This is a genomic window from Angustibacter luteus, assembly GCF_039541115.1.
In the GTDB taxonomy this organism is placed as follows: Bacteria; Actinomycetota; Actinomycetes; order Actinomycetales; family Angustibacteraceae; genus Angustibacter; species Angustibacter luteus.
Map to the genome: position 1 here is coordinate 672,417 of NZ_BAABFP010000005.1, position 25,967 is coordinate 698,383.

Sequence of the window (25,967 nt, forward strand, 5' to 3'; positions counted from 1 at the left end):
GGCTCAGGCGTGCCCCGCGCCCTGCATGGCGCGCAGCTCCTTCTTCAGGTCCCCGATCTCGTCCCGAAGCCGGGCGGCGAGCTCGAACTGCAGCTCGCCCGCCGCGCTGTGCATCTGGTCCGACAGCTGTTGGATGAGGTCCGCCAGGTCGGCGGCCGGCAGAGCCGCGAGGGCCCGGCCCTCCCCCACGCCGCGCGAGCCCTGCCCGGGGACTGGCGCCTTGCCGCGCGACTGGTTGCGCCCCGAACCGCCGAGCAGGGCCGCGGTATCCGCGTCCTCCCGGCTGATCAGGTCCGTGATGTCCGCGATCTTCTTGCGCAGGGGCGTTGGGTCCACCCCGCGCTCCACGTTGTAGGCGACCTGCTTGGCGCGCCGCCGGTTCGTCTCGTCGATCGCGTGCTGCATGGACGGGGTGACCCGGTCGGCGTACATGTGCACCTGGCCGGACACGTTCCGCGCGGCCCGCCCGATCGTCTGGATCAGCGACGTGCCCGACCTCAGGAAGCCCTCCTTGTCGGCGTCCAGGATGCTGACCAGCGAGACCTCGGGCAGGTCCAGTCCCTCGCGGAGCAGGTTGATCCCCACCAGGACGTCGAACTCGCCGAGCCGCAGCTCGCGGAGCAGCTCGACCCGGCGCAGGGTGTCGACCTCGGAGTGCAGGTAGCGCACCTGGACGCCCTGTTCGAGCAGGTAGTCCGTGAGGTCCTCGGACATCTTCTTCGTCAGCGTGGTCACCAGGACCCGCTCGTTGCGGGCGGCCCGCTCGCGGATCTCGTGCAGCAGGTCGTCGATCTGTCCCTTGGTCGGTTTGAGAACGACCTCGGGGTCCACCAGGCCCGTCGGGCGGATGATCTGCTCCACGACGCCGTCGCCCTTGCTGAGCTCGTACTGCCCGGGCGTGGCCGAAAGGTACACGGTCTGCCCGATGCGCTCCAGGAACTCCTCCCACCTCAGCGGACGGTTGTCCATCGCGCTCGGCAGCCGGAAGCCGTGGTCCACCAGCGCCCTCTTGCGGGACATGTCCCCCTCGTACATCGCGCCGATCTGCGGCACGGTGACGTGCGACTCGTCGATGACCAGCAGGAAGTCCTCGGGGAAGTAGTCCAGCAACGTGTTCGGCGCCGTACCGGGCCCACGCCCGTCGATGTGCCGGCTGTAGTTCTCGATGCCGGAGCAGGACCCGACCTGGCGCATCATCTCGATGTCGTAGGTGGTGCGCATGCGCAGGCGCTGTGCCTCCAGCAGCTTGCCCTGCCGCTCCAGCTCGTCCAGCCGATCCGCCAGCTCGGTCTCGATGCCCGTGATGGCTCGCTCCATGCGCTGCGGGCCGGCGACGTAGTGCGTCGCCGGGAAGACGTACATCTCCGCCTCCTCGTGCACGACCTCCCCCGTCAGCGGGTGCAGCGTGTAGATGCGCTCGATCTCGTCCCCGAAGAACTCGATACGCAGCGCCAGCTCTTCGTACACCGGGATGATCTCGACCGTGTCACCACGCACCCGGAACGTCCCGCGGGTGAAGGCCAGGTCGTTGCGGGTGTACTGCATCTGCACGAACCGGCGCAGCAGGTCGTCACGCTCGATGACGTCGCCGACCTTCAGCCGGGCCATGCGGTCCACGTACTCCTGCGGCGTCCCCAGGCCGTAGATGCACGACACCGACGCGACCACGATGACGTCCCGGCGGGTCAGCAGGGAGTTCGTGGCCGAGTGCCGCAGCCGCTCCACCTCGTCGTTGATGGACGAGTCCTTCTCGATGTACGTATCCGTCTGCGCGATGTAGGCCTCGGGCTGGTAGTAGTCGTAGTACGACACGAAGTACTCGACCGCGTTGTTCGGCAGGAGCTCACGGAACTCGTTGGCCAGCTGCGCAGCCAGGGTCTTGTTGGGTGCCATCACCAACGTTGGCCGCTGAAGCTGCTCGACCAGCCACGCCGTCGTCGCCGACTTGCCGGTGCCGGTGGCGCCCAGCAGGACGACATCCTGCTCCCCCGACTCGACGCGCCGCTTCAGGTCAGCGATCGCGGTGGGCTGGTCACCGGACGGGGTGAACTCCGAGATCACCTCGAACGGGGCGACCCGACGCTGCAGGTCGGTGGTGGGTCTCATGGGGTCAACCGTAGGCGCGACCACCGACAACCGGCGAGCGGTACTCAGCCGGGCGGTGCCCAGCCCGATCGCCGCCCCCAGGCGACGGCCCGGTCCACAGCCACCGCGAACCACGCCTCCTTCGCGTCGGCGTACTCCGCGGCGCTGTCGGTCGCGGCGGCCAGCCGCTGCTTCTCCCCCTGGTAGGCGCTCCGCTCGACCGCATCGGCGCGCCACCAGTCGCGCAGCAGGAGGGCGGCCCGCCAGCCGGGGCTGCCGACGACCCGCACGTGCAGGTTCACCGCGCGGCCCGGGTCGGCGTTGGCGTGGAACCGCTTCGACCACACTGCCGGGTCCGCCGCGCTCTCGAGCACCGCGTGCGGGTTGTCTCTCGTCACACCAACGACCCGGGGGAAGCCCGCCGCTGCCAGAGCCACGACGACCTCGTCCGCGTCGGCCAACGAGCGAACCCCGAGCTGCAGGTCGACGACGTCCTTGGCAGCGAGCCCGGGCACGGCCGTCGAGCCCACGTGCTGGGTCCCGCAACCCAGCGCACCCGCAGCGAGGTCGATCCGGGCCGCCAGCCGCGCCGCCTGCGCCGGCCAGCTGCCGTCGTACGGCACGATCTCGGCGCGGGCGGGCCGGTCAGCGCGCGTCCCCGCGCGCAGGTTGGCCTCAAAGGGCTGGAGCCGCCCCTCCCAGAGGACCGACAGGTCAGCCGCCACCTCGGGCGCAGGCCGGTCGTTGTCCAGCCAGACGTCGGCGGCAGCGCGCCGCTGCCCGTCGTCGGCCTGCGCCGCGATCCGGGCGCGGACGTCGTCCCGGGACATCGCTCGCGAGGCCAGCAGGCGGTCGATGCGGACCCGCTCGGAGGCGTGCACCACCAGCACCAGGTGGTAGAGCGCGCCCATCTGCTTCTCCACGATGAGCGGGACGTCGTGCACGACGATCGCCTCAGGACCCGCGTCGTCGAGCACCTGTGCCGTGCGCTGAGCCACCAGCGGGTGGGTGATCTGCTCCAGCGCGCGCCGCCGACTCTCGTCCGCGAAGACCAGGCGCCCCAACGCCGCGCGATCCAACGACCCATCTCCGGCGAGCACCGCGGGTCCGAACTCGGCTGCGACGGCGGCCAGGCCCGGCGTCCCAGGTGCCAGCACCTCGCGAGCGAACCGATCGGCGTCCGCTACGACAGCACCCAGGTTCGCCAGCTGGGCCGCGACAGTCGACTTGCCCGCCCCGATCCCGCCGGTCAGCCCGATCCTCAGCACGCGCCGACCCTAGCGGCCGGACGCGCGAGTGCGACGCGAAGGGGCCCCGCACCAGACGGTGCGGGGCCCCTTCGTTCGAGCGTGGTGGATCAGGCGCCGGTCAGCTTCTCACGAAGCGCGGCGAGCGCCTCGTCGGAAGCCAGCGTGCCCTCGCCCTGAGCCTGCGGGGCGTCGGCCGGGGTAGCGGCGACGTCCGCGGCCGTCGTCTCCGAGGAGTACGACGTCGGGGTGTCGCCCTCGGCGCGGGCCTCGGAGTCGGCCTTGGCCGCCTCCTCGATCTGCGTCTTGTGCGCCTCCCAGCGAGCGTGTGCCTCGGCGTACTGCTTCTCCCAGACCTCGCGCTGCGCCTCGTAGCCCTCGAGCCAGTCGTTGCTCTCCTGGTCGAAGCCCTCGGGGTACTTGTAGTTGCCCGCGTCGTCGTACTCGGCCGCCATGCCGTAGAGCGTGGGGTCGAACTCGGTGACCTGAGCGGACGTACCGTCGTTGGCCTGCTTGAGCGACAGCGAGATGCGGCGACGCTCCAGGTCGATGTCGATCACCTTGACGAAGATCGAGTCGCCGACCTGGACGACCTGCTCCGGGATCTCGACGTGGCGCTCTGCCAGCTCCGAGATGTGCACCAGACCCTCGATGCCCTCGTCGACGCGCACGAACGCGCCGAAGGGGACGAGCTTGGTGACCTTGCCCGGGACGACCTGACCGATCGCGTGCGTGCGTGCGAACTGCTGCCAGGGGTCCTCCTGCGTCGCCTTGAGCGACAGCGAGACGCGCTCGCGGTCCATGTCGACGTCCAGGACCTCGACCGTGACCTCCTGGCCGACCTCGACGACCTCGGACGGGTGGTCGATGTGCTTCCAGGACAGCTCGGAGACGTGCACCAGACCGTCGACGCCGCCGAGGTCCACGAACGCACCGAAGTTGACGATGGAGGAGACCACACCGGAGCGGACCTGGCCCTTCTGCAGGGTCTGCAGGAAGGTCTGGCGCACCTCGGACTGGGTCTGCTCGAGCCACGCGCGACGCGACAGGACCACGTTGTTGCGGTTCTTGTCGAGCTCGATGATCTTGGCCTCGAGCTCCTTGCCCACGTAGGGCTGCAGGTCGCGGACGCGGCGCATCTCGACCAGCGACGCCGGCAGGAAGCCGCGCAGCCCGATGTCGAGGATCAGGCCACCCTTGACGACCTCGATCACCGTGCCGGTGACGATGCCGTCCTCTTCCTTGACCTTCTCGATCGTGCCCCAGGCGCGCTCGTACTGCGCGCGCTTCTTGGACAGGATCAGGCGACCCTCCTTGTCCTCCTTCTGGAGGACCAGAGCCTCGACCTCATCGCCGACCTTGACGACCTCGTTGGGGTCGACGTCGTGCTTGATGGAGAGCTCGCGGGAGGGGATGACACCCTCGGTCTTGTAGCCGATGTCGAGCAGGACCTCGTCCCGGTCGACCTTGACGATGACCCCTTCGACGATGTCTCCGTCGTTGAAGTACTTGATGGTCTCGTCGATGGCGGCGAGGAAGTCCTCGGCCGAGCCGATGTCGTTGACCGCAACCTGAGGGGCGCGGGTCTCGGTGGTGCTGGCAGTCATGTAGTGGGGGCTCCGATGCGGACAGATGAGTCGTGGTGGACAGGATGAAGAGTGTTGTCGCACACGTGTGCGACCCCCCACCCTATCGATCTGGTCCACAGCGGGTCAACGCGGGCCGGCGCGCCCGGTGCTAGCGACGACCGCGCACGGCCGCGAGCGAGCGAAGCGCCGTCCGCGCCACCACCACGGGTGCCGGCGCGGCCGCGCCGCGTTCCGGTCGGGCCGACAGCTCGAGCAGCGCGAAGACGTCCAGGTCGGCGGCCCGCTGAAGCCAGTCGTCGTCGAGTCCACCGAGGGTGGCGGTGGACACCGTGCCGTCCTCGTAGATCCCGGTGTGCAGAGCGTCCACCAGGCCGCGTCGGAAGGCCGACCACGAGGCGGCGCCCACCTCGCCGCTACCGGCGCCGTGATCGGCCGCGCGGAGCAGGTTACCGACGTCCTCGGTCCACTCCCCGCCGTGCGAGAACTCCCAGTCCAGCACGCCGCGCAACCGCCCGGTGTTCGGGTCGACGATGAGGTTCTTGCCGTTGAGGTCGCCGTGCACCAGCGACGCCGGACGAGGAGGGCCCATCGCCAGTCGCTGTGCGGCGGCAGCGACCGCGGCACGAAGCCCGGGCGTGCTTCGCCGGCCGAGCCCGGCAGCAGCCAGGCCCGCTTCGAGGTGCTCGTACCAGGCGATGAGATCGGCCTGGGACGGCGGCCACTGACTGGTCCGCAGGTCGGCGTCCGCCCACGGGCCGTGGCCCTCCGCCCGCACCTCACGCAACCGGGTCACGAGGCGGGCGCACTGGCGGCCGAGGGCGTTGGACGCCGGCAGCGGCAGCCCTCGGTCGAGCAGCTGGTCGGCGCGTTTGCCCTCGACCTCACGGGTCACGATGTGCGGCGGCAGGCCGCCGACCCCACGGGGCTCGGCCGCGAGGATCTTGGGCAGCGGAACCTGACCGGACAGCCGTCGCATCACGGCCAGGTCGAGGACGGCCTGGCTCGGCTTGCGCAGGTACAGGCGGACGAACGCGGGCTCCCGGAACCAGGTGCCCGCGAAGGTCTCGCCACTGAATCCGCCGGTGGCCACCTGCGGCTCGTGCAGCACCTTGGCGGCGATGGACAGCGGATCGGACTTCGACACGTGCACATCGCAGCACAGGCTGCGTCCGTTGTCAGCGGGCGCGCCCAAGTGGTGGGCTATTCAGACAGCGTGGCGAGCAGAACGCGCTCGATGTCCGCCGGGCTGGCCGCGATGAAGCTCTGGCCACCGGTGGCCTTCGCGATGGCGGACAGCGACGCCGCGTCCGCCTGCGCTCCGTACGCCACCGTGAACACCCGCACCGGCTTGTCGGCGTTCTGCTCCTTCTTGAGCGTCGACACCAGCGCCTTCAGCGAGACGCTGCCCGGGTCGTCGTTCCTGCCGTCGCTCAGCACCACCACGACGTTCTGGTCGGCCCGCCACTTGCTGCGGACCTCGCGGACCGCGGCCAGGGTCGTGTCGTAGAGACCGGTGTCACCGCGGGCGGTCAGGTGCGAGATGCCACTGCGCACGGCGTCGCGGCGGGTCCCCCCGCCGACGGCGTCGCTGGCGGCGCCGAGCGGGACGACGACGCGGTAGTCCTTGCTGCCGCTCAGGTGCCGGGAGAACTCCCAGAGCCCGATCGACGAACGGTCCGACGTCGAGACGATCGCCGAGGTCAGCGCCTTCTGCGCGAGCTGGAGGCGGGTCAGGCCCAGCTTGGGCACGGCCTGCTTCATGGACCCCGAGACGTCCACGGCCAGCAGCACCGAGCCGGTGCGCTCCAACGCCGACCAGGACTGCAGGGCCTTGGAGATGGACTGCAGGGTGGGCTGGGACAGCTCCAGGGTCGCCGGCTTGACCTCGTGCGCGGTATCGCCGGCGCCGACCGTCGCCGGCCCGGTCTCGGTGCCGGAGTCGCCGTTCGGGATGCGCCAGCCGTCCGCCGCGAAGGCCCGGTTGCCGTCCGTGGAGGTCAGGAACTGGCGGAACGACTCAGCAGCCGTCATGGCGCGGGCGCGGTCCAGGGAGGTGCCGTACAGCGGCAGGTACCCCACCTTGGCCGCCGCACCGCTCACCCCGACGGTGACGGGGGCCAGCTTCTCTCGCGGGCCGCTGGCGTTGAAGGCCCGCACCTCGCGCTCGGTGGAGGGCGTGATGATCGATGCCTTGAGCGCCTCGTCGGAGCTCAGCTGGGGGTCCGCCAGGGGCTCCAGGGCCTTCGACTCGTCCAGGTCCAGGTTCGTCAGGGCGTTCTGCACGCGCAGCATGCCGACCCGCAGCTGGTCCGCGTTCGTGCCCGCACCGAGCTTGGCGAACAGGGTCATCAGACCGTCCAGCCCCGCAGTCGACTTCTGCGGGTCCTGCCAGGCGACCCTTACGCGACCCCACTCCGGGTGACCGAACTTGCCCCAGCCGGCCGGGTCCTGGGCGAGGGCGACGAGCTGGTCGAGCTCAGCCTGACGCTTGGGCCAGCCCAACGACTTCGCCATCGGCTCCGGCATCGCCGCGACCACCGGGGAGCTGGCCAGCACGCTGAACACGTCCGGCAGCAGGCGGTCGACCTCGGGGCGGCGGGACAGCACCTTGGCCCAGGTCGCCGACTCGGGCACCCAGACGTCGAAGCCGGGGTCGCGGCGCAGCGAGGCGGCCGAGACGAGCGCCGCGTTCACCTTCGGCACGTCCATGGCGACGACGTCCACACTCACGCACGCGTCGCCCACCTGGGGCTTGGTCTGCTCGAACGCACGCGCCTCCTGCTGCACCGCATCCGCCACCGAGGACGAAGCGGCGACGCGCAGCGTCACCGGGCTGCCGGAACAGGACACGGCGCCACGCGCCTGGTAGCCCCACCACGCCAGGCCCGACGTGCCGACCACGATGATCAACAGGGTCGCCAGGCCGGCCACGGTCCGCGCCTGGTGGCGGGACTTGCGGGCCCGGTGCCGCGATCGCAGCTGCGCGCGAGTCAGCGTGTCGGTTGTCATGCGTGGTCCACCCTCGTCACATTCGGTGCATGGAACAGGGCCCGCACACGCGCTGGCCCCGAAGGATGGTGACACAGAATCACCGTCTTGAGCAGAGGCCGGGTGAAACTTGACAATTCCGTAGGTCAACCGGGTGCGGTCGTGACCCTGTGTAGCCGAACCGGGACCGCTGCGCCGGGGTGCAGGATGGAGCCCATGACGGAGGAGTCGGTGACCGAGGCGATGCGCCGCGACGCGGACAGCCACGAGTCAGCCAGCGCGAACCGGTCGTGGTGGGACGCCGAGGCGGCCGACTACTACGCCGAGCACGGGAGCTTCCTCGGCGACGGGCGGTTCGTCTGGGGTCCCGAAGGGCTCGACGAGGCGGACGCCGGCCTGCTCGGCGACGTGCGCGGACGCCGGGTGCTCGAGGTCGGGGCGGGCGCCGGGCAGTGCTCGCGCTGGCTGGCCGCGCAGGGCGCGCAGCCCGTTGCCGTTGACCTGTCCATCGGGATGCTGCGTCAAGGGGTGCAGATAGACCCGGGCACCGCGGTGCCGATGATCCAGGCGGACGCGTGCGCCCTGCCGTTGGCCGACGCCAGCGTGGACGTCGCGTGCTCGGCCTACGGGGCGGTGCCGTTCGTGGCCGACGCGGCGGCGCTCATGCGTGAGGTAGCCCGGGTCCTCCGTCCCGGCGGCCGCTGGGTCTTCTCCACGACGCACCCGGTGCGCTGGGCACTGCCGGACGACCCGGGTGAGGCCGGGCTCGTCGTCCGGAACTCGTACTTCGACCGCACCCCGTACGTCGAGGAGGGCGAGGACGGCCGGGCCGTCTACGTGGAGCACCACCGCACGCTCGGCGACCGGGTCCGTGACCTCGTGGGCGCGGGCTTCGTCCTGGACGACGTGGTGGAGCCTGAGTGGCCGCAGGGCCACGAGCAGGTCTGGGGCGGCTGGAGCCCCCTCAGGGGCCGCCTGGTGCCCGGCACAACCATCTTCGTGAGCCACCTGCCGACGCGGTGAACGCCGAAGGGGTGGCCGTCGTGACGACGGCCACCCCTTCGGGTCACTGCTGGTGGAGCGTCAGACCAGCTTCTGCCGGATGGCAGCCGCCGCACCGCCGGCGATGGCGAAGATGGCCAGCGCGCCGAGGCCGCGGCCCCAGTTACGGCTGCTCTCGCCGTCCGCGCCCGCGATCTCGAGGCTGTACGCCGTCTCGCCGTCCGCGCCCTGCGGTGCGCCGTACGCCATGGACTCCGCCTGGGCGCGCTTGGCACCCGCGTCGATCAGCGCGTACTTCTCGCCGAAGGTCTGGGCGGTGTCCTTGCCCTTGACGATGAGCACCTTCGTGCCCTCGGTGGACAGCTGCTCTGCACCTTCGGGGATAGCGGTCGAGCCGTCTGCGGCCGTGTCGAGGCCGTCGGCCAGCTGACCCGATCCGGACGCCGCGTCGCCCAGCCCGCTGGACAGCTTGTTGGCGCCGGCCGAGAGTTGGCCCGCACCGTCACCGAGCTGGCCCGCACCCGAGTTGATCTTGCCGAGACCCGCGTTCAGGTCGTCGGCGCCGTTGGCCAGCTTCGCGTTGCCGCCCGCGACGACAGCCGCACCGTCAGCGACCTGGCCGGCACCGTCCGCGACGTCACCCGCACCCTCGTAGGCCTGGTTCACCACGTCACCGAGCTGGTCGGCAATGGCAGCCACGAGGTCGTTGATGCCCACGCTGACCAAGCCAGCCGCCTGCTTGAGACCGCACGGATTGGCCGGATTGGTTGGGTTTGTCAGGCTACATGCGGGGTTCGACACCCCAAGCTTGATCAGCGCAAGACCGCCGAGGATGGTCGCCGAGGTCTGGTTAGACAGCTGCCCAATCCCCTGCTGCACCTGGTCGAGAGTCTCCGCCGCTGCGTTGGTCTGCGCCTGGAGCCCCCCGGGGTCGGTTGGGCTGAGCACACCCTTGGGCAGCCCGAGGCCATAGACAATGTTGGCGAGATCCACGCAGGTCGCAGGCACCGGGGGGGAAGGAAGCATGGTCGGCGGCACGACCGGCGGGATGGGAGTGGCAGGATTCTGCGGGCATCCGATGGCCTTGTAGACACTGATGCCGTTATCCACCCAGCCAGCAATTGGCCCGCCCGGCGCAGCTGCTCCGGACAGCTTTCCGGAGACGATCTGCACGGCATCGGCCGCACCACAGTCATCCGACTTGTCAGCATCGTTGGGGGTCTGGTCGCAGTGGGCAACGCCGGCAGGACTACGGAGTCCGTAGCGCACACCATTGATCGCACCGAGCAACGTGGTGTCGGCCTGAACCGGCTGCGGCACGTCTGACGAGTTCCCGATCTTATTCTGCATCGTCGTCAGGGCGCCCTGGAGCCGCTGGAAGTCTGGGTCGGACTGGATATCCGTGGGCAGCGAGTCGATTCCGTCGACGATCAGGCCGAGCCCGTCCGCGAGATCGCCGGCGCCGGCCGCCACCTGGTCACTGCCGTCGGCAAGGCCTGCGGAGCCCTTGGCCAGCAGGTTCGCCCCGACGGCCAGCTTCGCGGAGCCCGCCTTGGCGGTCTTGGTGCCCTTCACGAGCACGCCCACGCCGGTGTTGAGCTGACTGGCCCCATCGGCCAGCAGGGCGGCACCAGGTGCGGCGTCGTTGGCCAGGCCGTCGTTGAGCTTGTGCGCACCCGCCTGGAGCTTGATCAGACCCGCGACGAGGGTGTTGGCCCCGTCACGCAGCTTCAGCAGGTTGGAGTCGATCTGGATCGCGCCGTCGGTGAGCTGCGCACCCGTCGCGGCGCCGCTCTTGTAGCTCTCGGCGCCACCGGAGAACGAGGGGCTCTCCAGCGGGTTGAGCGGCAGGGCAGAGATCGACGCGGGCGGGATGACGCCGTCGCTGATCCGGGCCGTGTAGCCGAACTCGGCGGTCTCGGATCCGATGGGCGGGAACAACGTCATGGTGAAGGACAGCTTGGTGCCGCCGTTGCCGTCACCGGCGATGTTGGCCTGCTTGGACGCCACCTCGGTGAAGTTCGACGGCAGCTGGGTCGACAGCGAGCCCACCATCGGGATCACGACCTGCTCGTCTTTGGTGACCTGCTTGCCCGTTCCGTCGTCGAAGGTGACGGAGCCGGACTTGCCCGTGGTGTTGGTGACCTTGTAGTTCACCCCGAGATCGCCGCTCTTGCCGACGACGTCGCCGGGCTTCACCGGCTTGCCGTCGAGGGTGTAGCTCACCTCAACAGTGAGGGGAATGTCCTTGGTGAAGTTGCTGACGCTGCGGAGTCGCTTCTCGCCGTTGACGTCGACGTTGGCAATCATGTTGCCGTCCTTGACGTCGAAGCCCTTGAAGCCGTCGAGGTTGCGGAGCCCGTCCGTGGAGACGGGGTTGGAGACCTCGACCTTGCCGCTGCCGGTCAGGGCCAGCTGCTCGTAGACCCGCTTGTCCTTGACCTTGCCGGTCGCGTCGAGGTGAGCCTGGATGGTCTCGGTGTTGGACACCGTGACATCGCTGGCGGCGAGAGCCGGGCCAGCGCCCAGGACGAGGGCTGCCGGCACGGCGGCCCCCATGAGGGCGAGGCGGAAGGCGGTGCGCTGACGGGTCACAGGCTCTTCTCCGAAACGAGGTCGTCGTTGGTCGTGGTCGTGCTGGGGGTGTCACGGTGCGAGGCCGACTCGTGCTCGCGGTTGGCCTCCACGGCCGGGCCGAGGAACGCGGTCGCCAGATAGCCGAGCGCGGCAGCCAGGAGCACCTGCGTCGCGGCCTGGGGCGACTCCGACAGGAACTGGGACGGCGAGTCGGTGTAGGTGGTCTCGTAGGCCCCGACGATGGCGGCGACGCCGACGAGCATCGCCCACAGGGGCAGGCGCGTGCCGGACAGCACCGAGACGCCCATGCACAGCAGGATGACGATGAATGCCGCGACCGCACGGCCGCCAGCGGTGTCGGGCAGGACGGCGGCGCGCAGTGCGAAGCCGATCCAGGCCGCGGCGAAGCCGACGCCGAAACCGGCGATGCGCTGCCAGGGCAGGCGGTCCGGCACCAGGCCGATCACGCCGCCGAGGGCCGCTCCGAGCAGCGCCACATGATCCAGATCCCAGCCGAGCAGATGCCCGACCCCGAAGACCAAAGCTGCCATGACGGCGAGCACGAACCCACCGATGACGTTGTTCCGCATGTCCACCTCTAAGTCGGCCTGCCGTCGTCGGTCCCTCCACAATGAGAGACCACGGCTGCGAAGTTCTACCACGGAGTAACTTCGGAGGTCACCTACTTGGGCCCAAGGCCTCGTTACGAAATCGTCACAAGGTCCGCGCGAGCACGACCCATGCGTGATTTCAGTGGCCGGCGGACTCCCAGGACTGGCCGACACCGACCGAGACGTCGAGGGGGACGGACAGCTCGATGGCGTGGCCCATGGCCTGGCGGACGAGCGCCTCGAGGTCGTCCCGCTCCCCCGGTGCGACGTCGAAGATCAGCTCGTCGTGCACCTGCAGCAGCATCCGGGAACGCAGGTCCTGCTGCTCGAGCGCAGCGGCGACCCGCAGCATCGCCACCTTGATGATGTCGGCCGCCGACCCCTGGATCGGCGCGTTCAGCGCCATCCGCTCGGCCGCCTCCCGACGCTGGCGGTTGTCGCTGGTGAGGTCCGGCAGGTAGCGGCGCCGACCCAGCATGGTCTGGGTGTAGCCGGTACGCCGGGCCTCGTCGACCACCGAGTCCAGGTAGACGCGGACCCCGCCGAACCGCTCGAAGTACTCCCCCATCAGGCCGCGCGCCTCGTCGACGTCGATCCGCAGCTGACGGCTGAGCCCGAACGCCGAAAGGCCGTACGCCAGGCCGTAGCTCATGGCCTTGACCTTGCTGCGCATCGCGGAGGTGACGTCGACCGGCTCGACGCCGAACACCCGAGCGCCCACGAAGCGGTGCAGGTCCTCGCCGGTGTTGAACGCCTCGATCAACCCGGCGTCACCGGACAGGTGCGCCATGATCCGCATCTCGATCTGGCTGTAGTCGGCCGTCATGAGCGACTCGAAGCCGGGCCCGACCACGAACGCCTCGCGGATGCGCCGACCCTCGTCCGTGCGGATGGGGATGTTCTGCAGGTTCGGGTCGGTCGAGCTGAGGCGACCGGTCGCGGCGATCGTCTGGTTGTACGTCGTGTGGATGCGCCCGTCGTCCGACACCGTCTTGCGCAGTCCCTCGACGGTCTGCCGCAGCCGCGACACGTCACGGTGGCGCAGCAGCGCCTCGAGGAACGGGTGCGGACTCTTGACGTAGAGGTCCTGCAGCGCCTCGGCGTCGGTCGTGTACCCGGTCTTGGTGCGCTTGGTCTTGGGCATCCCGAGCTCGTCGAACAGCACGGTCTGCAGCTGCTTGGGAGAGCCGAGGTTGAGCGTGCGGGCCGAGCCGTCGGCCGCCTGCGGGAGCGCGGCGAACGCCTCGTCTGCGGCCCGCTTCACCTCGCCGGCGAAGCCCGCCTCGAGATCGGCGAGCTGGTCGTCGTCCACGCCGATGCCGATGCGCTCCATCTCCGCGAGCACCCGCACCAGTGGAAGCTCGACATCGCGCAGCAGCTCGGCACCGCCGCGGGCCTCGAGCTCGGCGTCCAGGGCGTCCGCCAGGTCGAGCACCGCGCGGGCCTGCACCATCGCCGTCTCGTCCTCGTCCGGCCCTTCACCGGTGTCCAGGGTGAGCTGGCCGCTCGGGTCCTCGGCCTCCAGTCGCAGCTCTCGACTCAGGTGCCGCAGCACCAGGTCTGCCAGGTCGTAGGAGCGCTGGTCCGGCTTGACCAGGTAGGCCGCCAGGGCGGTGTCGCTCACCACGCCCCGCAACGGCAGCCCGCGCTCGCGCAGCGCGTGCCCGGGCCCCTTCGCGTCGTGCAACGCCTTGGGCCGCGCCGGGTCACCCAGCCAGTCACCCACTGCGGCGAGACCGGCCTCGTCGAGGCTCTCGAGGTCGACGTAGCCGGCGGACTCGTCGGCCGCCGCGACCGCCAGCCCGCGGGCGTCACCTGCGCCGCGGCCCCACGATCCCACCACGTGCAGACCCGTCCGCACGCCAGCACCGGCGTGCTCCGTCAGCCAGTCCGCCACGGCCGTCGAGTCCAGCTTCGACGTGGCCAGGTCGAATCCTGACTCGGCCTCGGGGGCCGCCGCGTCCACCGTCGCGAAGAGCCGCTCGCGCAGCACCCGGAACTCCAGGCCGTCGAAGACCTGGTGCACCTCGTCCCGGTCCCACTGCTGCCGGGCCAGATCGGCCGGACCGAGCGGGAGCTCGAGGTCGCGGACGAGGGCGTTGAGGCGGCGGTTGCGCAGCACTCCGTCCAGGTGCTCGCGCAGGCTCTCCCCCGCCTTGCCCTTGATCAGGTCGACGTTGGCCACGACGCCGTGCAGGTCGCCGTACGTGGTGATCCACTTCGCCGCCGTCTTCGGCCCGACGCCCGGGACCCCGGGCAGGTTGTCGCTCGTCTCGCCGACCAGGGCCGCGAGGTCCGGGTAGCGCTCCGGCGGGACGCCGTACTTGTCGAGCACCGCCTGCGGGTCCATCCGCCACAGCTCGGAGACACCGCGGACCGGGTAGAGGACGGTCGTGCGGTCACTGACCAGCTGGAAGTTGTCTCGGTCGCCGGAGCAGATCAGCACGTCCAGACCCTGAGCGGCGGCCTGCGTCGTGAGGGTGGCGATGACGTCGTCCGCCTCGAAGCCCTCCTTCTCGATGACCGGGATGCGCAGCGCGGCGAGCACCTCGTGCAGCAAGGAGATCTGGCCCTTGAACTCGTCGGGCGTCTTCGACCGGCCGGCCTTGTACTCGGCGTACTCCTCGGATCGGAACGTCTGCCGGGAGACGTCGAAGGCGACGGCGATGTGCGTCGGCTGCTCGTCGCGGAGCAGGTTGATCAACATGGACGTGAAGCCGTAGACCGCGTTGGTGGTCTGCCCGGTGGACGTCGAGAAGTTCTCCGGCGGCAGGGCGAAGAACGCCCGATAGGCCAGTGAGTGCCCGTCGAGCAGCATCAGGCGCGGGGTCTGGTCGGCAGTCGTGGGAACGCTCACGGGGTTCACCCTAGAGGCGCCCGCCGACAGGCCAGGGAGCGGTCAGGCGCTGCTGCGGGCGCGCAGGGCGCCGGCCATGTTCCTGGCCCGCAGGGAGCGGCGACGCAGGACGGTCGCATCGCGCGCGAGGCACGGCTCCGGCACGAGCCGGCGGCGGACGGCGGACACCGACGCGACGCGGCGCACGACGAACGGTGTGAAGCCCAGCCGAGCGAAGAAGCGTTGCCCGTCCCGGCCCGCGGCCGGCACGCTGGTCGAGATCTGGCTCGCCCCACCCTGCTCCGCGAACGTCGTGGCGCGCGCGATCAGCGCACGGCCCACGCCCTGGCGACGGGCGTCCTCCTGCACGAACAAGTGCTCGATGGCGACGCTGGGCTCATCCAGGAGCGGCAGCAGCGGCCCGCGGGACAGGACGACGAAACCGACGTCGTGCCCGTCCAGCGCAGCGACGAACGCCTTCACGCCGTCCCGCGCGATGGCGCGCCCGAGGGTACTGGCGAGATCGCGTCGATCGACCCGACCGGCTGCAGGGACTCGTCCGACGGGACGGGAGTCCACCCACAGACCCGCCAGTGACTCGACGTCCACTGGCTCCTCGGCATCGATGACCCGAACGCTGACCTGAGACGGGGCCACTGGTCCTCCTGTCGACATCCTGGCGGGGCCCCCACCCATGCCTGCACGAGCTTGATCCGTTGCAGACCTTACGACCTCTGCACCCCTCGACGGTAGTGCCTGTCGATATCCGTACTGACCTGGGGTGTGTGACGGTGGTTTCGTCGCTAGACGTCGCCGCCGAGGTAGGCAGCCCGGATGCTGTCGTCGGCGGCGAGGTCGCTGCCCGAGCCGTCCCGGACGATCTCGCCGGTCTCCAGGATGTACGCGTGATCGGCCGTCTTCAGGGCCTGCGCCGCATTCTGCTCGACGAGCAGGATCGTGACGCCCTGGCCGTGGATCTCCCGGATGATCGCGAAGATCTGCGCGATGAGCTTGGGCGCGAGGCCCATCGATGGCTCATCCAGCAGCAGCAGCTTCGGACGCCCCATCAGCGCCCGGCCGATGGCGAGCATCTGCTGCTCGCCGCCGGACATGGTCCCCGCGGCCTGGGACGCGCGCTCCTTGAGCCGCGGGAAGAGCGTGAAGACTCGCTCCAGGTCCTTGGGGACGGTCACCTTGCGGTCCTTGCGGAAGTAGGCGCCCATCTCGAGGTTCTCCATGACGGACATCCCCGGGAAGACCCCACGACCCTCGGGTGCCTGCCCGATGCCCAGCTCGACGCGCTTGTGCGCCGCCATGTTCGTGATGTCCTCGCCGTCGAACACGATCTTGCCGGCCCGCACCGGGTGCAGTCCGGAGACCGTCTTCATGGTTGTCGTCTTGCCCGCGCCGTTCGCCCCGATCAAGGTGACGACGGAGTTCTCGGGCACGCCGAAGGAGATGTCCCGGATGGCCTCGATGCGCCCGTAGTTGACGCACAGGCCTTCGACCTCAAGAAGCATCTTCTTCGTCAACTCCCAGGTAGGCGGCGATGACCGCGGGGTTGTCGCGGATCTCGGCGGGTAGACCCTCGGCGATCTTGCGGCCGAACTCCAGCACCACGATGCGGTCCGTGACGCCCATGACGAGGCGCATGTCGTGCTCGATCAGCAGGACCGTGTAGCCCTGGTCCCGGATTCGCCGGATCAGGTCCATCAGGTCGCGCTTCTCCGCGGGGTTGAAGCCGGCGGCCGGCTCGTCCAGGCAGAGCAGCTGGGGGTTGGTGGCCAGGGCGCGCGCGATCTCCAGCCGGCGCTGGTCGCCGTAGGGCAGGTTGCGGGCCAGCTCGTCGGCCCGCTTGCTCAGGCCCATGAACTTGAGCAGCTCACGCGCCTTGTCGTGGCCCTCGGTCTCCTCGCGGCGGTGCTTGGGCAGCTTGAACAGCGAGGAGAACAGTCCGGTGCTGTGCTGGGCGTCGGCCCCGACCAGGATGTTCTCCAACGCCGTCATGTTGCCGAACAGCCGGATGTTCTGGAACGTGCGGGCGATGCCGAGCTTGGTGATCGCGAACTTGTGCAGCCCTGCGAGGGAGCTGCCGTTGAAGCTCACCTGGCCCGAGGTCACCTGGTAGACGCCGGTCATGGCGTTGAAGCACGTGGTCTTCCCGGCGCCGTTCGGCCCGATGAGCCCGAGGATCTCGCCGCGACGGATGTCGAACGACACCCCGTCGAGGGCGACGACACCACCGAACCGCAGGGTGACGTCGTCCAGGGACAGCAGCACGTCGCCGGCCGCCGTGGGCGGCGTCGCGGCGGGCTGGGTCGTCTGGGTGTCAGACATGCGCTGCCCCCTCCTCGAGCTCCTCGAGCTCCTCGTCGACCTGTCTGGCCCGGACCGTCCGCTTGGGCGGTAGCAGCCCCTGCGGACGGAAGTTGGCCAGCACGATCAGCAGGATCCCGAACACCAGCACCCGGTAGTCGGCGAAGGGCCGGAAGATCTCGGGCAGGTAGGACACGATGATGGCGCCGACGATGACGCCCCACCGGTTGCCCGCACCGCCGACGACGACCGCCGCCAGGAACAGGATGGACAGCAGCAGCGGGAAGGACTCCGGGTTGATGAACGCCTGGCGGGTGGCGAACAACCCGCCCGAGAGGCCGCCGATGAAGGCACCGCAGGAGAAGGCCAGCAGCTTGAACTTGAACGTCGGCACGCCCATCAGCTCGGCGGCGTCCTCGTCCTCGCGGGTCGCCTCCCAGGCCCGGCCCACGCGGCTCTGCACCAGGCGCTTCTCACCCGCGAGGATGATGAAGATCACCGTGAGCGCCAGCCAGTAGTACGGGATCTGGTCCAGCACGCCGAACTTGATGAACGTGGTCGTGTTGTCCAGGTCGATCGTCGCGACGAAGCCGTTCCACGAGACGTGCGGCAGCTTGAAGATCTCGACGCTGGGCGGCCGTGGGACGTTGCTGATCCCAGCCGCCGCGCCGACCCACTGCAGGTTGACGGCGGTCAGCCGGATGATCTCACCGAAGCCGAGCGTCACGATCGCGAGGTAGTCACCGCGCACCCGCAGCGTCGGGGCACCGAGCAGGACGCCCGACACGGTGGCCACCAGCGCCGCCAGCGGCAGCAGGAGCAGCAGCGGAACGTGCGCGTGCAGGGACCCGAGCACGGCGACCGTGTACGCGCCGATCGCGTAGAAGCCGACGTAGCCGAGGTCGAGCAGCCCGGCGTAGCCCAGCACGATGTTCAGACCCAGGGCCACCAGCACGTACGTCGACACGTTGAACAGCACCGCACCGAAGTCGCTCTGGCTCGGCGAGATGAGCGGCGGGTTCAGCAGCGGCAGCAGGTACAGCAGGACGACGAACAGGGCGCCCAGCAGGACGCGGACCGGCTTCGGCTGGCGACGGATGACGTCGGCGACGGTGACCAGCGGGTTGCGGGACCGGCTCTTGCCGGCGGTTGCGGTGGGAGACGTCATGCGCGTGCCCTCCCCAAGGACTCACCGAGCAGGCCGGTTGGTCGGAACAGCAGGATGACGATCAGGAGGACGAACGCGACGACGTCCTGCCACTGCGAGCCCACGATCGCCGACCCGTAGTTCTCAGCCAGCCCGAGCACGAAGCCGCCGAGCAGGGCCCCCCGGACGTTGCCGATGCCACCCAGGACCGCCGCGGTGAACGCCTTGACACCGAGCAGGAAGCCCGCGTTCCAACGGGTGACGCCGAACTTCATGAGGTACAGCAGCGCGGCGGCGCCGGCCATCACACCGCCGATCAGGAAGGTGACCCGGATGACCTGCTGCTTGTTGACGCCCATCAACGCGGCGGCGTCGGAGTCCTGCGCGACCGCGCGGATACCCCGGCCCAGTCGCGACCGCCGGATGAACTGGTCGAGGGCGACCATCATGACCAACGCGCAGCCGAGCACCAGCAGGTCGATGTTGCTGACGCCGTAGTTGCCGATGTTGAACAGGATCCGGGACTGGAGCGGGTTCGCGAACCGCGTGTTGTCCCGCGCACCGCTGACGTACAGGTGCAGCGTGCCGTCCAGGCCGACCCAGCCGGTGATCTTGTCCCGCAGGCCCATGATCTCGCCCAGCACGAAGGACATGCCGATGGCGCTGATCAGAGCGGTCAGGGGTGGGGCTTTCAGTCGGATCAGGCGCCGGTAGGCGACCCGCTCGACGACCAGGGCCGTCGCACCGCTCACTGCGGTGGCGGCGACGAGGGCCACCAGCAGCAGGAGGGCGATCTCCAGCGGCGAGGGGTTCGGCCCCGCGCCGATCGCGGCGAGCGCCCACACCGCCGCGAAGCTCCCCCACATGAAGACCTCGGAGTGGGCGAAGTTGATCAGGCGCAGCACGCCGTACACGAGCGTGTAGCCCAGGGCGACGAGTCCGTAGACCGCCCCCTTGATGAGCCCGGTGCCCGTCAACGCGGCGAAGTTGTGGATCAGGTACGACATCCGACCTCCAGAAGCCTGGGCACCCCACGCGGCCGGGAGCCTACCGCTCCCGGCCGCGTGGACCTCACCTGTATGGGTAGAGCTCGGTGCTACTTGACTTCCTGGTCCGGCACGATCTTGCCGCCCTCGACCTTGTACGCCCAGACGGTGACGTTGGTCGGCTCGCCCTTGTCGTCGAACTTGAGCTGCTTCGTCACGCCCGGCTGGTCGTAGGCCTTCGTGAAGGCAACCACGTCCGCACGGCTGGTCTTGCCGGCCTTGACCGCGGAGATGATGATCGTGGCCGCGTCGTACGCCTCGGCGCCGTAGGTGGCGGGGTCGGCGTTGAAGGCCTTCTTGTAGTCGGTGTAGAAGGTGCCGCCGGCCTTGTCCGGGGGCAGGCACGGGCAGGTCATGATCGTGCCCTCGGCGGCCTTGGCGCCGGCCGCCGTGATGAAGCCGTCGTCCTTCACGCCGTCGCCGACGACGAACTTGGCGTTGATGCCCGCGTCCGTCATCTGCTTCTTGAGCAGGCCGGCCTCGGCGTAGTAGCCACCGAAGAAGACCGCGTCAGCGTTGGCGGACTTGATCTTCGTGACGGTCGGACCGAAGTCGGTCTGCTTCTGCTGGATCGTGTCGGTGGCCACGACGGTGCTGCCGAGGTCGCCCTTCACGATGTCAGCCAGGCCCTTGCCGTACTCGGAGGCGTCGTCCACGACGACGACCTTCTTGGCGGTCAGCACGTCGCTGATGTACTTCGCGGCGGCCGGACCCTGCGACGCGTCGTTGCCCAGCACGCGGAAGAAGGTCTTCCAGCCGTTGGTGGACAGCGCCGGGTTGGTCGCGGAGGCGGAGATGGTCACCAGACCGGCCTCGTTGAACAGCGGGTCGGCAGCCTTGGACTCACCCGAGAAGGCGGGGCCGACGATGCCGATGACGGCCTTGTCGTCGATGGCCTTCTTGGCCAGGCCGGGGGCCTGGTCGGGGTTGCCCTGCGAGTCGTAGTCGACCAGCGTGATCTTCGTCTTGGGGTTCGTGGCGTTGTACTGGTCGATCGCCAGCTGAGCGCCCTTCTTGATGTTCTGGCCGAGGTTGGCCGCGTCACCGGTGAGTGCACCGAAGAAGCCGACCTTCACCTCCGTCGGGGCGCTGCTCGCGTCATTGTCGTCAGACGTGCCGCCGCAGGCGGTCAGAGCGAGGGCCGCGGCGACCACCGGGACGCCGAGCTTGAGGATGGAACGCACGCGTGGTCCTCCAATTCCAGGGACTGCGACGACGTGCCGCAGCCGGTGGGTGTTACCCGCGATGGGGTGCCCCGAACCCTAGACCCTGGAATCGGCAGAACCCAGCACCGCAACCGACGCGTGACTATCTCGTGATCTACTGACGATCGTCAGTCGGACGACGTCCGGCGGCACGAACGAACCTAGTCCGCCATTCCGGACACGACCGCGTCGGCGACCTCCCGCATGCTCAGCCGACGGTCCATCGAGGTCTTCTGGATCCAGCGGAACGCCTCGGGTTCGCTCAGCCCGAGCTTCTTCATCAGGACGCCCTTCGCGCGGTCCGTGCGCTTGCGGGTCTCGAAGCGCTCCCCCAGGTCGGCGACCTCGGCCTCCAGCGCGCGAAGCTCGGCGTACCGCGAGACGGCGATCTCGATCGCGGGCAGCAGGTCGGCCTTCGTGAACGGCTTGACGACGTAGGCCATGGCCCCGGCATCACGGGCCCGCTCGACCAGCTCGGTCTGCGAGAAGGCGGTCAGCATGACGGTGGCGCCGAGCTTCTCCCGGCCGATGTGCTCGGCCGCGGACAGCCCGTCCATCACCGGCATCTTCACGTCCAGGACGACGACGTCGGGCTGCAGCTCTCGGGCGAGCGCGACCGCCTGCTCACCGTCGCCGGCCTCGCCGACGACGTCGAACCCCTCCTCGCGCAGCATCTCGACGAGGTCCAGACGGATCAGGGCCTCGTCCTCGGCGACGACGACGCGGCGACCGCTGGGCGCGGCGGGGTGAGGGGTGGCGACCATGCGCGCCAGTCTACGGATGGCCCGTTACGCTGACGTTGCGCGGCCCCGGGGCCGCGCATGGCCGGGTTGGCGGAAGGGCAGACGCGGCGCACTCAAAATGCGCTGTCCGAGAGGGCGTGCGGGTTCGAATCCCGCACCCGGCACGAGGTTCTCACGAGGTGGGGCTGGGCGCGGAGGACTACCGGCGGCGCTTCTCGCGCACCCGGACGCTGACCTCGATCGGCGTCCCGGTGAAACCGAAGGTCTCCCGCAGGCGCCGCTCGATGAACCTGCGGTAGCCGGCTTCGAGGAAGCCGCTGGCGAACACCACAAACCGCGGCGGCCGGGTGGCGGCCTGGGTCGCGAAGAGAACGCGTGGCTGCTTGCCGCCCCGCAGCGGGTGCGGGTGCGCGGCGACGAGCTCGCCCATGAACGAGTTCAGCCGCCCCGTCGACACCCGGGTGTCCCAGGACTCCAGCGCTTGGTCCAGCGCCGGCACGAGCCGGTCCAGGTGCCGGCCGGTCCGCGCAGAGATGTTGACCCTCGGCGCCCAGGGCACCTGGACGAGATCCTGCTCGATCTCGCGCTCGAGGTAGTAGCGACGCTCCTCGTCGACCGTGTCCCACTTGTTGTAGGCGATCACCAGGGCCCGACCGGCGTCGATGACCTGCTGGACCACCCGGACGTCCTGCTCCGTGATCGGGGTGCCCGCGTCCATCAGGACGACGGCGACCTCGGCCTTCTCCAGTGCGGTCTGGGTGCGCAGCGAGGCGTAGAAGTCGGCCCCGCGGGTCTGGTGCACCCGCCGGCGGATACCCGCGGTGTCCACGAACCGCCAGGTCCGCCCGGCCAGCTCGACCATCTCGTCGACCGGGTCGCGCGTCGTGCCGGCGACCTCGTCCACGACGACCCGCTCCGAGCCGACGGCCTTGTTCAGCAGGCTGGACTTGCCGACGTTCGGGCGACCCACCAGGGCCACTCGCCGCGGTCCGCCGGGGGCGTACCCCCCGCCCACCTGGGAGATCGGCGGCAGGACGGCGAGCGCCGCGTCGAGCATGTCGCCGCTCCCCCGTCCGTGCAGGGCGGAGACCGGGTGCGGCTCGCCCAGCCCCAACGACCAGAGCATCGCCGCGTCCGCCTCGGTGCGGGCGTCGTCCACCTTGTTCGCGGCGAGCACCACAGGCTTGCCGGAGCGGCGCAGCACCTTGACGACGGCCTCGTCGGTGTCGGTGGCGCCGACCGTCGCGTCGACCACGAACAGCACGGCGTCGGCGAGCTCGATGGCGATCTCGGCCTGCTCCGCGACGCGCAGGTGCAGACCTTTCGCGTCCCGCTCCCAGCCGCCGGTGTCGACGAGCACGAACCGACGTCCGGCCCAGTCGGCCTCGTAGGTGACGCGGTCGCGGGTCACGCCCGGGACGTCCTCGACGACCGCCTCGCGCCGACCCAGGATCCGGTTCACCAGGGTCGACTTGCCGACGTTCGGCCGGCCGATGACGGCCAGCACCGGCAACGGTCCTTCGTCGACCAGGGCGTCGAGGTCGTCCTCGGAGCGGCCGAGGAGCGCGACGTCCTCGTCACTGAGGTCGTAGTCCTCGAGCCCTGCTCGCAGGCCCTCGGCGACGCTGCCGTCCTCGGGGCCGAGCTCGCCGTCGGTGTCGGTCATGAGGCACCTTCCAGACCCGCCGTGGGCGGGTCCTCGTAGAGGGGGATTCCCGTGCGCTCCGAGCTGGAGCGTACGTGGCGGGCCATCACGAGCCGCAGCTGCTCGGTGAGCTCGCGGCTGGCGGCCCGCCGCGACAGACCCGGGGGCGCGACGAGGTGCACCGGCTCACCGAACACGACCGCCACCCGGTGCCCGGGCAGCGGTGGCCGTCCGATCGAGGCGCCGCGACTGCGGGTGCCGAGGCAGGCCACCGGCACGACGGGCGCGCCGCTGGCCATGGCCAGCCACGTGATGCCCTCCCGGACCGCCGCGACGTCGCCCAGTCCGCGAGCACCTTCGGGGAAGACCCCGACCACCCGGCCGTCCCGCAGGGCCGCCAGCGCGGTCTGCAGGGCGAGCCGGTCGATGCTGTCCCGGTTGATCGGGATCTGCCCGCAGTGCTCCAGGACCCACCCGGCCGGGCCGTGGAAGAACTCCTTCTTGACCAGGAAGTGCGTCGGGCGCGGCGCGAGGCCGTAGACGAGCGGACCGTCCAGGATCCCGGTGTGGTTGGAGGCCAGCAGCACGGGGCCGCTGGTCGGTACGTGCTCGCCCCCCACGACGCTCGACCGGTACAGCGTGTGGAACAGGCCCTGCCCGACCCGGCGACCACCGGCGGCACGGCGGGCGGACGGCGCGACGACGTCCGTCGCGCTCACCTCGACTCCACGGCGGGCTCTCGTCCGGTGACCCGGGTGACGAGCGCGCTGAGGGCGTCGACGACCTCCTCGAACCCCATCGCAGACGAGTCGATCGTGTGCACGCCGTCGGCCGCGGTCACGAACTGGGAGACGGTCGAGTCGTCGCGGTCCCGTCGGACCACCTGGTCACGGGTCGACTCGACGGCGTCCTGCTCCGCGTGTCCGTGCAGCTCACGGGTACGCCGCTCGAGCCTGGCCTGCTCGGTGGCGGTGAGCAGGACACGCACGTCCGCATCCGGTGCGACGACCGTGGTGATGTCGCGGCCCTCGGCGACGACGCCGGCCTCGGCCTCGCCGATCAGCCGACGCTGCAGGTCGCGCATCCGGGCGCGCACGTCCAGGTTGGTGGCGACCGCGCTGACCCGCTCGCTGACCCGGGTCTGCCGGATCGGCTCGCCGACGTCCACCGCGCCGACGAAGACGCTCGGGGCGGCGGGGTCGGTGCCCATGACGAGCGGCATCGCGTCCATGGCGCGGACGACGGCCCCCTGGTCGGCGAGGTCGACCGCCTGGTCCAGGCACCACCAGGTCAGCGCGCGGTACATGGCGCCCGTATCCAGGTAGCGCAGGCCGAACCGGCGCGCGACGGCGCGCGAGACGCTGGACTTGCCGGAACCGCTGGGCCCGTCGACGGCGACGACGAGGGCGGGCACGGACGTGGGCACGCGAGAACTCCTTGACATACGACTGGGAGGAACTCAGCGTAGTCGAGGATCAGGCGTGCACGCTCCAGCCCTGCTGACGCAGAGCGGTGACGAGGGTCTGCGCCGCGGCCGGCAGGACGTCGATCTCGGCCAGGCCCACCGGGCGGCCTTCGCTGTGCTCGATGCGCAGGTCCTCCAGGTTCACGCCCGCGTCTCCGACGTCGCGCAGCAGCCGGGCGAGCTCGCCCGGGCGGTCCGGCACGATGACCGGCACCGCGACGTACACCGTGGGAGCGCTGCCGTGCTTGCCGGGGATCCGGGCGTGTCCCTCGTTGCCTGCCGCGACGAACCCGGCCACGGTCGCGCGGGCGCCGAGCGCGTCGTCCGGGCGGGCGCCGAGGGCGTCCACCGCCGCGAGCACCGCGTCGAGGTCGTCCCGCAGCGCGTGCAGGGCACGGGCCACGGCGCCGGCGTTCCCGGCGAGGATCTGCGTCCACAGGTGCGGGTCGCTCGCCGCGATCCTGGTCACGTCCCGCACGCCCTGCCCGGCCAGCCCCACGGCCTGCTCCGACGCGGTCCGCAGCCGAGCGGCGACGAGGCTGGCGGCCACCTGCGGTACGTGCGAGATGATCGCGACCGCCTCGTCGTGCTCGCGGGCGTCCATCACCGACACGGTGGCGCCGAGCAGCTGGGCGGTGGCACGGACCTGCTCGAGCGCGGCCGGGGACGTCTCCGCGGTGGGCGTGAGCACCCAGGGCCGACCAGTGAAGAGGTCGGCTCGGGCCGCGACGGCTCCGGACCGTTCCCGGCCGGCCAGCGGATGGCCGCCGACATACCGGCTCAGGTCGACGCCGAGGGTGTGCAGCCGTTGCAGCGGAAGGGACTTGACGCTGGCCACGTCGGTCACGACGGCATCCGGGTGGGCCGCCAGCTCCGCGGCCACGACGTCCGCGACCACGTCCGGTGGCGCCGCAACCACGACGAGATCGCACCCGGCGTCCGGGTCGATCCGTCCCGCGCCGAGGTCACGAGCCAGCGCGACGGCGCTGGGCGAGGGGTCCGCGAGGGTGACGTCGATGCCGTGCCCGGTCAGGGCGAGGCCGACGCTGGTGCCCACCAGCCCGGTCCCGACCACCCGCACCGACGTGACGTGCGAGCCGGTCACTGGGCGATGTCCAGCCGCAGGGACGTCGCGCCACGCAGGTACACGTGCTGCACCTGCTTGCGGGGGACGTCCATCTCGGCGTGCGCCATCAGCCGCACCACCCGCGGCAAGGCACCTGGGACGTCGATCTCCACCGTGCACAGCAGCGGGACCTCCCCCAGCCCGAGCTCGCGCGCCGCGACGGCCGGGAACTCCGAGCGCAGGTCCGCCGTGACGGTGAAGACGATGGAGATCAGGTCGTCCGCGGTGAGGTAGTTGGCGGCCATCACGGCGGCCACCAGCTCGCGGGTCGAGGAGAGCAGGTGGTCACGCTCGTCGCGGTCGAGCTGGATCGCCCCGCGGATCGCACGAACCGCCATG

21 protein-coding genes and 1 tRNA gene are annotated in these 25,967 nt (G+C 70.3%); 2 read left to right on the forward strand and 20 right to left on the reverse strand.

The window, feature by feature from the left end; all coding sequences use genetic code 11:
* Positions 1–3 precede the first annotated feature (3 nt).
* The 5 genes from uvrB to ABEB17_RS12370 all read right to left on the reverse strand — a co-directional run bounded on the left by uvrB (position 4) and on the right by ABEB17_RS12370 (position 7,930).
* Positions 4–2,106: an excinuclease ABC subunit UvrB gene (gene uvrB / locus ABEB17_RS12350; RefSeq protein WP_345716994.1), complete on the reverse strand. Its 2,103-nt coding sequence runs from the start codon at positions 2,104–2,106 to the stop codon at positions 4–6.
* Between the two features lie 44 nt (positions 2,107–2,150).
* Positions 2,151–3,353, reverse strand: a complete 1,203-nt coding sequence (gene coaE, locus ABEB17_RS12355; protein ID WP_345716995.1) for a dephospho-CoA kinase — start codon at positions 3,351–3,353, stop codon at positions 2,151–2,153.
* Between the two features lie 89 nt (positions 3,354–3,442).
* On the reverse strand, positions 3,443–4,939 hold the full coding sequence (gene rpsA / locus ABEB17_RS12360) for a 30S ribosomal protein S1 (RefSeq protein ID WP_345716996.1): 1,497 nt from the start codon (positions 4,937–4,939) through the stop codon (positions 3,443–3,445).
* A 130-nt stretch (positions 4,940–5,069) separates the two neighbouring features.
* Positions 5,070–6,065, reverse strand: coding sequence for a phosphotransferase family protein (locus tag ABEB17_RS12365; RefSeq protein WP_345716997.1), 996 nt, complete (start codon positions 6,063–6,065; stop codon positions 5,070–5,072).
* 56 nt (positions 6,066–6,121) lie between these two features.
* A complete protein-coding gene (locus ABEB17_RS12370) occupies positions 6,122–7,930 on the reverse strand; it encodes a substrate-binding domain-containing protein (RefSeq protein ID WP_345716998.1) in 1,809 nt (602 codons plus the stop codon).
* A 195-nt stretch (positions 7,931–8,125) separates the two neighbouring features.
* Between ABEB17_RS12370 and ABEB17_RS12375 the strand changes: the two genes are divergently transcribed.
* Complete coding sequence (locus ABEB17_RS12375) at positions 8,126–8,932, forward strand: class I SAM-dependent methyltransferase (protein WP_345716999.1); 807 nt, start codon at positions 8,126–8,128, stop codon at positions 8,930–8,932.
* Positions 8,933–8,992: 60 nt separating this feature from the next.
* On the opposite strand, the gene ABEB17_RS12380 is transcribed toward ABEB17_RS12375, so the two are convergent.
* From ABEB17_RS12380 to ABEB17_RS12425, 10 genes are all read right to left on the reverse strand, one after another.
* Entirely contained in the window at positions 8,993–11,506 is a 2,514-nt protein-coding gene (locus tag ABEB17_RS12380) for a hypothetical protein (RefSeq protein WP_345717000.1), read from the reverse strand.
* Positions 11,503–12,078, reverse strand: coding sequence for a hypothetical protein (locus tag ABEB17_RS12385; RefSeq protein WP_345717001.1), 576 nt, complete (start codon positions 12,076–12,078; stop codon positions 11,503–11,505). Before ABEB17_RS12385 ends, ABEB17_RS12380 begins: the two co-directional genes overlap by 4 nt.
* Positions 12,079–12,238: 160 nt before the next feature.
* Entirely contained in the window at positions 12,239–14,917 is a 2,679-nt protein-coding gene (polA, locus tag ABEB17_RS12390; protein WP_345717344.1) for a DNA polymerase I, read from the reverse strand.
* Positions 14,918–14,998: 81 nt separating this feature from the next.
* A complete protein-coding gene (locus ABEB17_RS12395; protein ID WP_345717002.1) occupies positions 14,999–15,631 on the reverse strand; it encodes a GNAT family N-acetyltransferase in 633 nt (210 codons plus the stop codon).
* Between the two features lie 107 nt (positions 15,632–15,738).
* Positions 15,739–16,455: an ABC transporter ATP-binding protein gene (locus tag ABEB17_RS12400; RefSeq protein WP_345717003.1), complete on the reverse strand. Its 717-nt coding sequence runs from the start codon at positions 16,453–16,455 to the stop codon at positions 15,739–15,741.
* A complete protein-coding gene (locus ABEB17_RS12405; RefSeq protein WP_345717004.1) occupies positions 16,445–17,272 on the reverse strand; it encodes an ABC transporter ATP-binding protein in 828 nt (275 codons plus the stop codon). The genes ABEB17_RS12400 and ABEB17_RS12405 overlap by 11 nt, the downstream gene beginning before the upstream one ends.
* Positions 17,265–18,419 (reverse strand): branched-chain amino acid ABC transporter permease, encoded by a 1,155-nt coding sequence (locus tag ABEB17_RS12410; protein ID WP_345717005.1) that lies wholly within the window; start codon positions 18,417–18,419, stop codon positions 17,265–17,267. The genes ABEB17_RS12405 and ABEB17_RS12410 overlap by 8 nt, the downstream gene beginning before the upstream one ends.
* Positions 18,416–19,405 (reverse strand): branched-chain amino acid ABC transporter permease, encoded by a 990-nt coding sequence (locus ABEB17_RS12415; RefSeq protein WP_345717006.1) that lies wholly within the window; start codon positions 19,403–19,405, stop codon positions 18,416–18,418. Before ABEB17_RS12415 ends, ABEB17_RS12410 begins: the two co-directional genes overlap by 4 nt.
* Positions 19,406–19,494: 89 nt before the next feature.
* Positions 19,495–20,628, reverse strand: coding sequence for a branched-chain amino acid ABC transporter substrate-binding protein (locus tag ABEB17_RS12420; RefSeq protein WP_345717007.1), 1,134 nt, complete (start codon positions 20,626–20,628; stop codon positions 19,495–19,497).
* Between the two features lie 182 nt (positions 20,629–20,810).
* Positions 20,811–21,413, reverse strand: a complete 603-nt coding sequence (locus ABEB17_RS12425; protein WP_345717008.1) for an ANTAR domain-containing response regulator — start codon at positions 21,411–21,413, stop codon at positions 20,811–20,813.
* Between the two features lie 60 nt (positions 21,414–21,473).
* Here ABEB17_RS12425 and ABEB17_RS12430 point away from each other — a divergent pair.
* Positions 21,474–21,556 (forward strand) — tRNA-Leu (locus ABEB17_RS12430).
* A gap of 35 nt (positions 21,557–21,591) precedes the next feature.
* Here ABEB17_RS12430 and der read toward each other — a convergent pair.
* From der to aroH, 5 genes are read right to left on the reverse strand one after another with little or no spacing between them, the layout of a single operon-like run.
* A complete protein-coding gene (der, locus tag ABEB17_RS12435) occupies positions 21,592–23,058 on the reverse strand; it encodes a ribosome biogenesis GTPase Der (protein ID WP_345717009.1) in 1,467 nt (488 codons plus the stop codon).
* Positions 23,055–23,756: a lysophospholipid acyltransferase family protein gene (locus ABEB17_RS12440; protein WP_345717010.1), complete on the reverse strand. Its 702-nt coding sequence runs from the start codon at positions 23,754–23,756 to the stop codon at positions 23,055–23,057. Before ABEB17_RS12440 ends, der begins: the two co-directional genes overlap by 4 nt.
* Entirely contained in the window at positions 23,753–24,481 is a 729-nt protein-coding gene (cmk, locus tag ABEB17_RS12445; RefSeq protein WP_378226948.1) for a (d)CMP kinase, read from the reverse strand. The genes ABEB17_RS12440 and cmk overlap by 4 nt, the downstream gene beginning before the upstream one ends.
* 31 nt (positions 24,482–24,512) lie before the next feature.
* The gene (locus ABEB17_RS12450; RefSeq protein WP_345717012.1) at positions 24,513–25,607 is read right to left on the reverse strand and encodes a prephenate dehydrogenase; all 1,095 of its coding nucleotides are present in this window, start codon (positions 25,605–25,607) and stop codon (positions 24,513–24,515) included.
* Complete coding sequence (gene aroH / locus ABEB17_RS12455; RefSeq protein ID WP_345717013.1) at positions 25,604–25,966, reverse strand: chorismate mutase; 363 nt, start codon at positions 25,964–25,966, stop codon at positions 25,604–25,606. Before aroH ends, ABEB17_RS12450 begins: the two co-directional genes overlap by 4 nt.
* Between the last annotated feature and the right edge of the window lies 1 nt (position 25,967).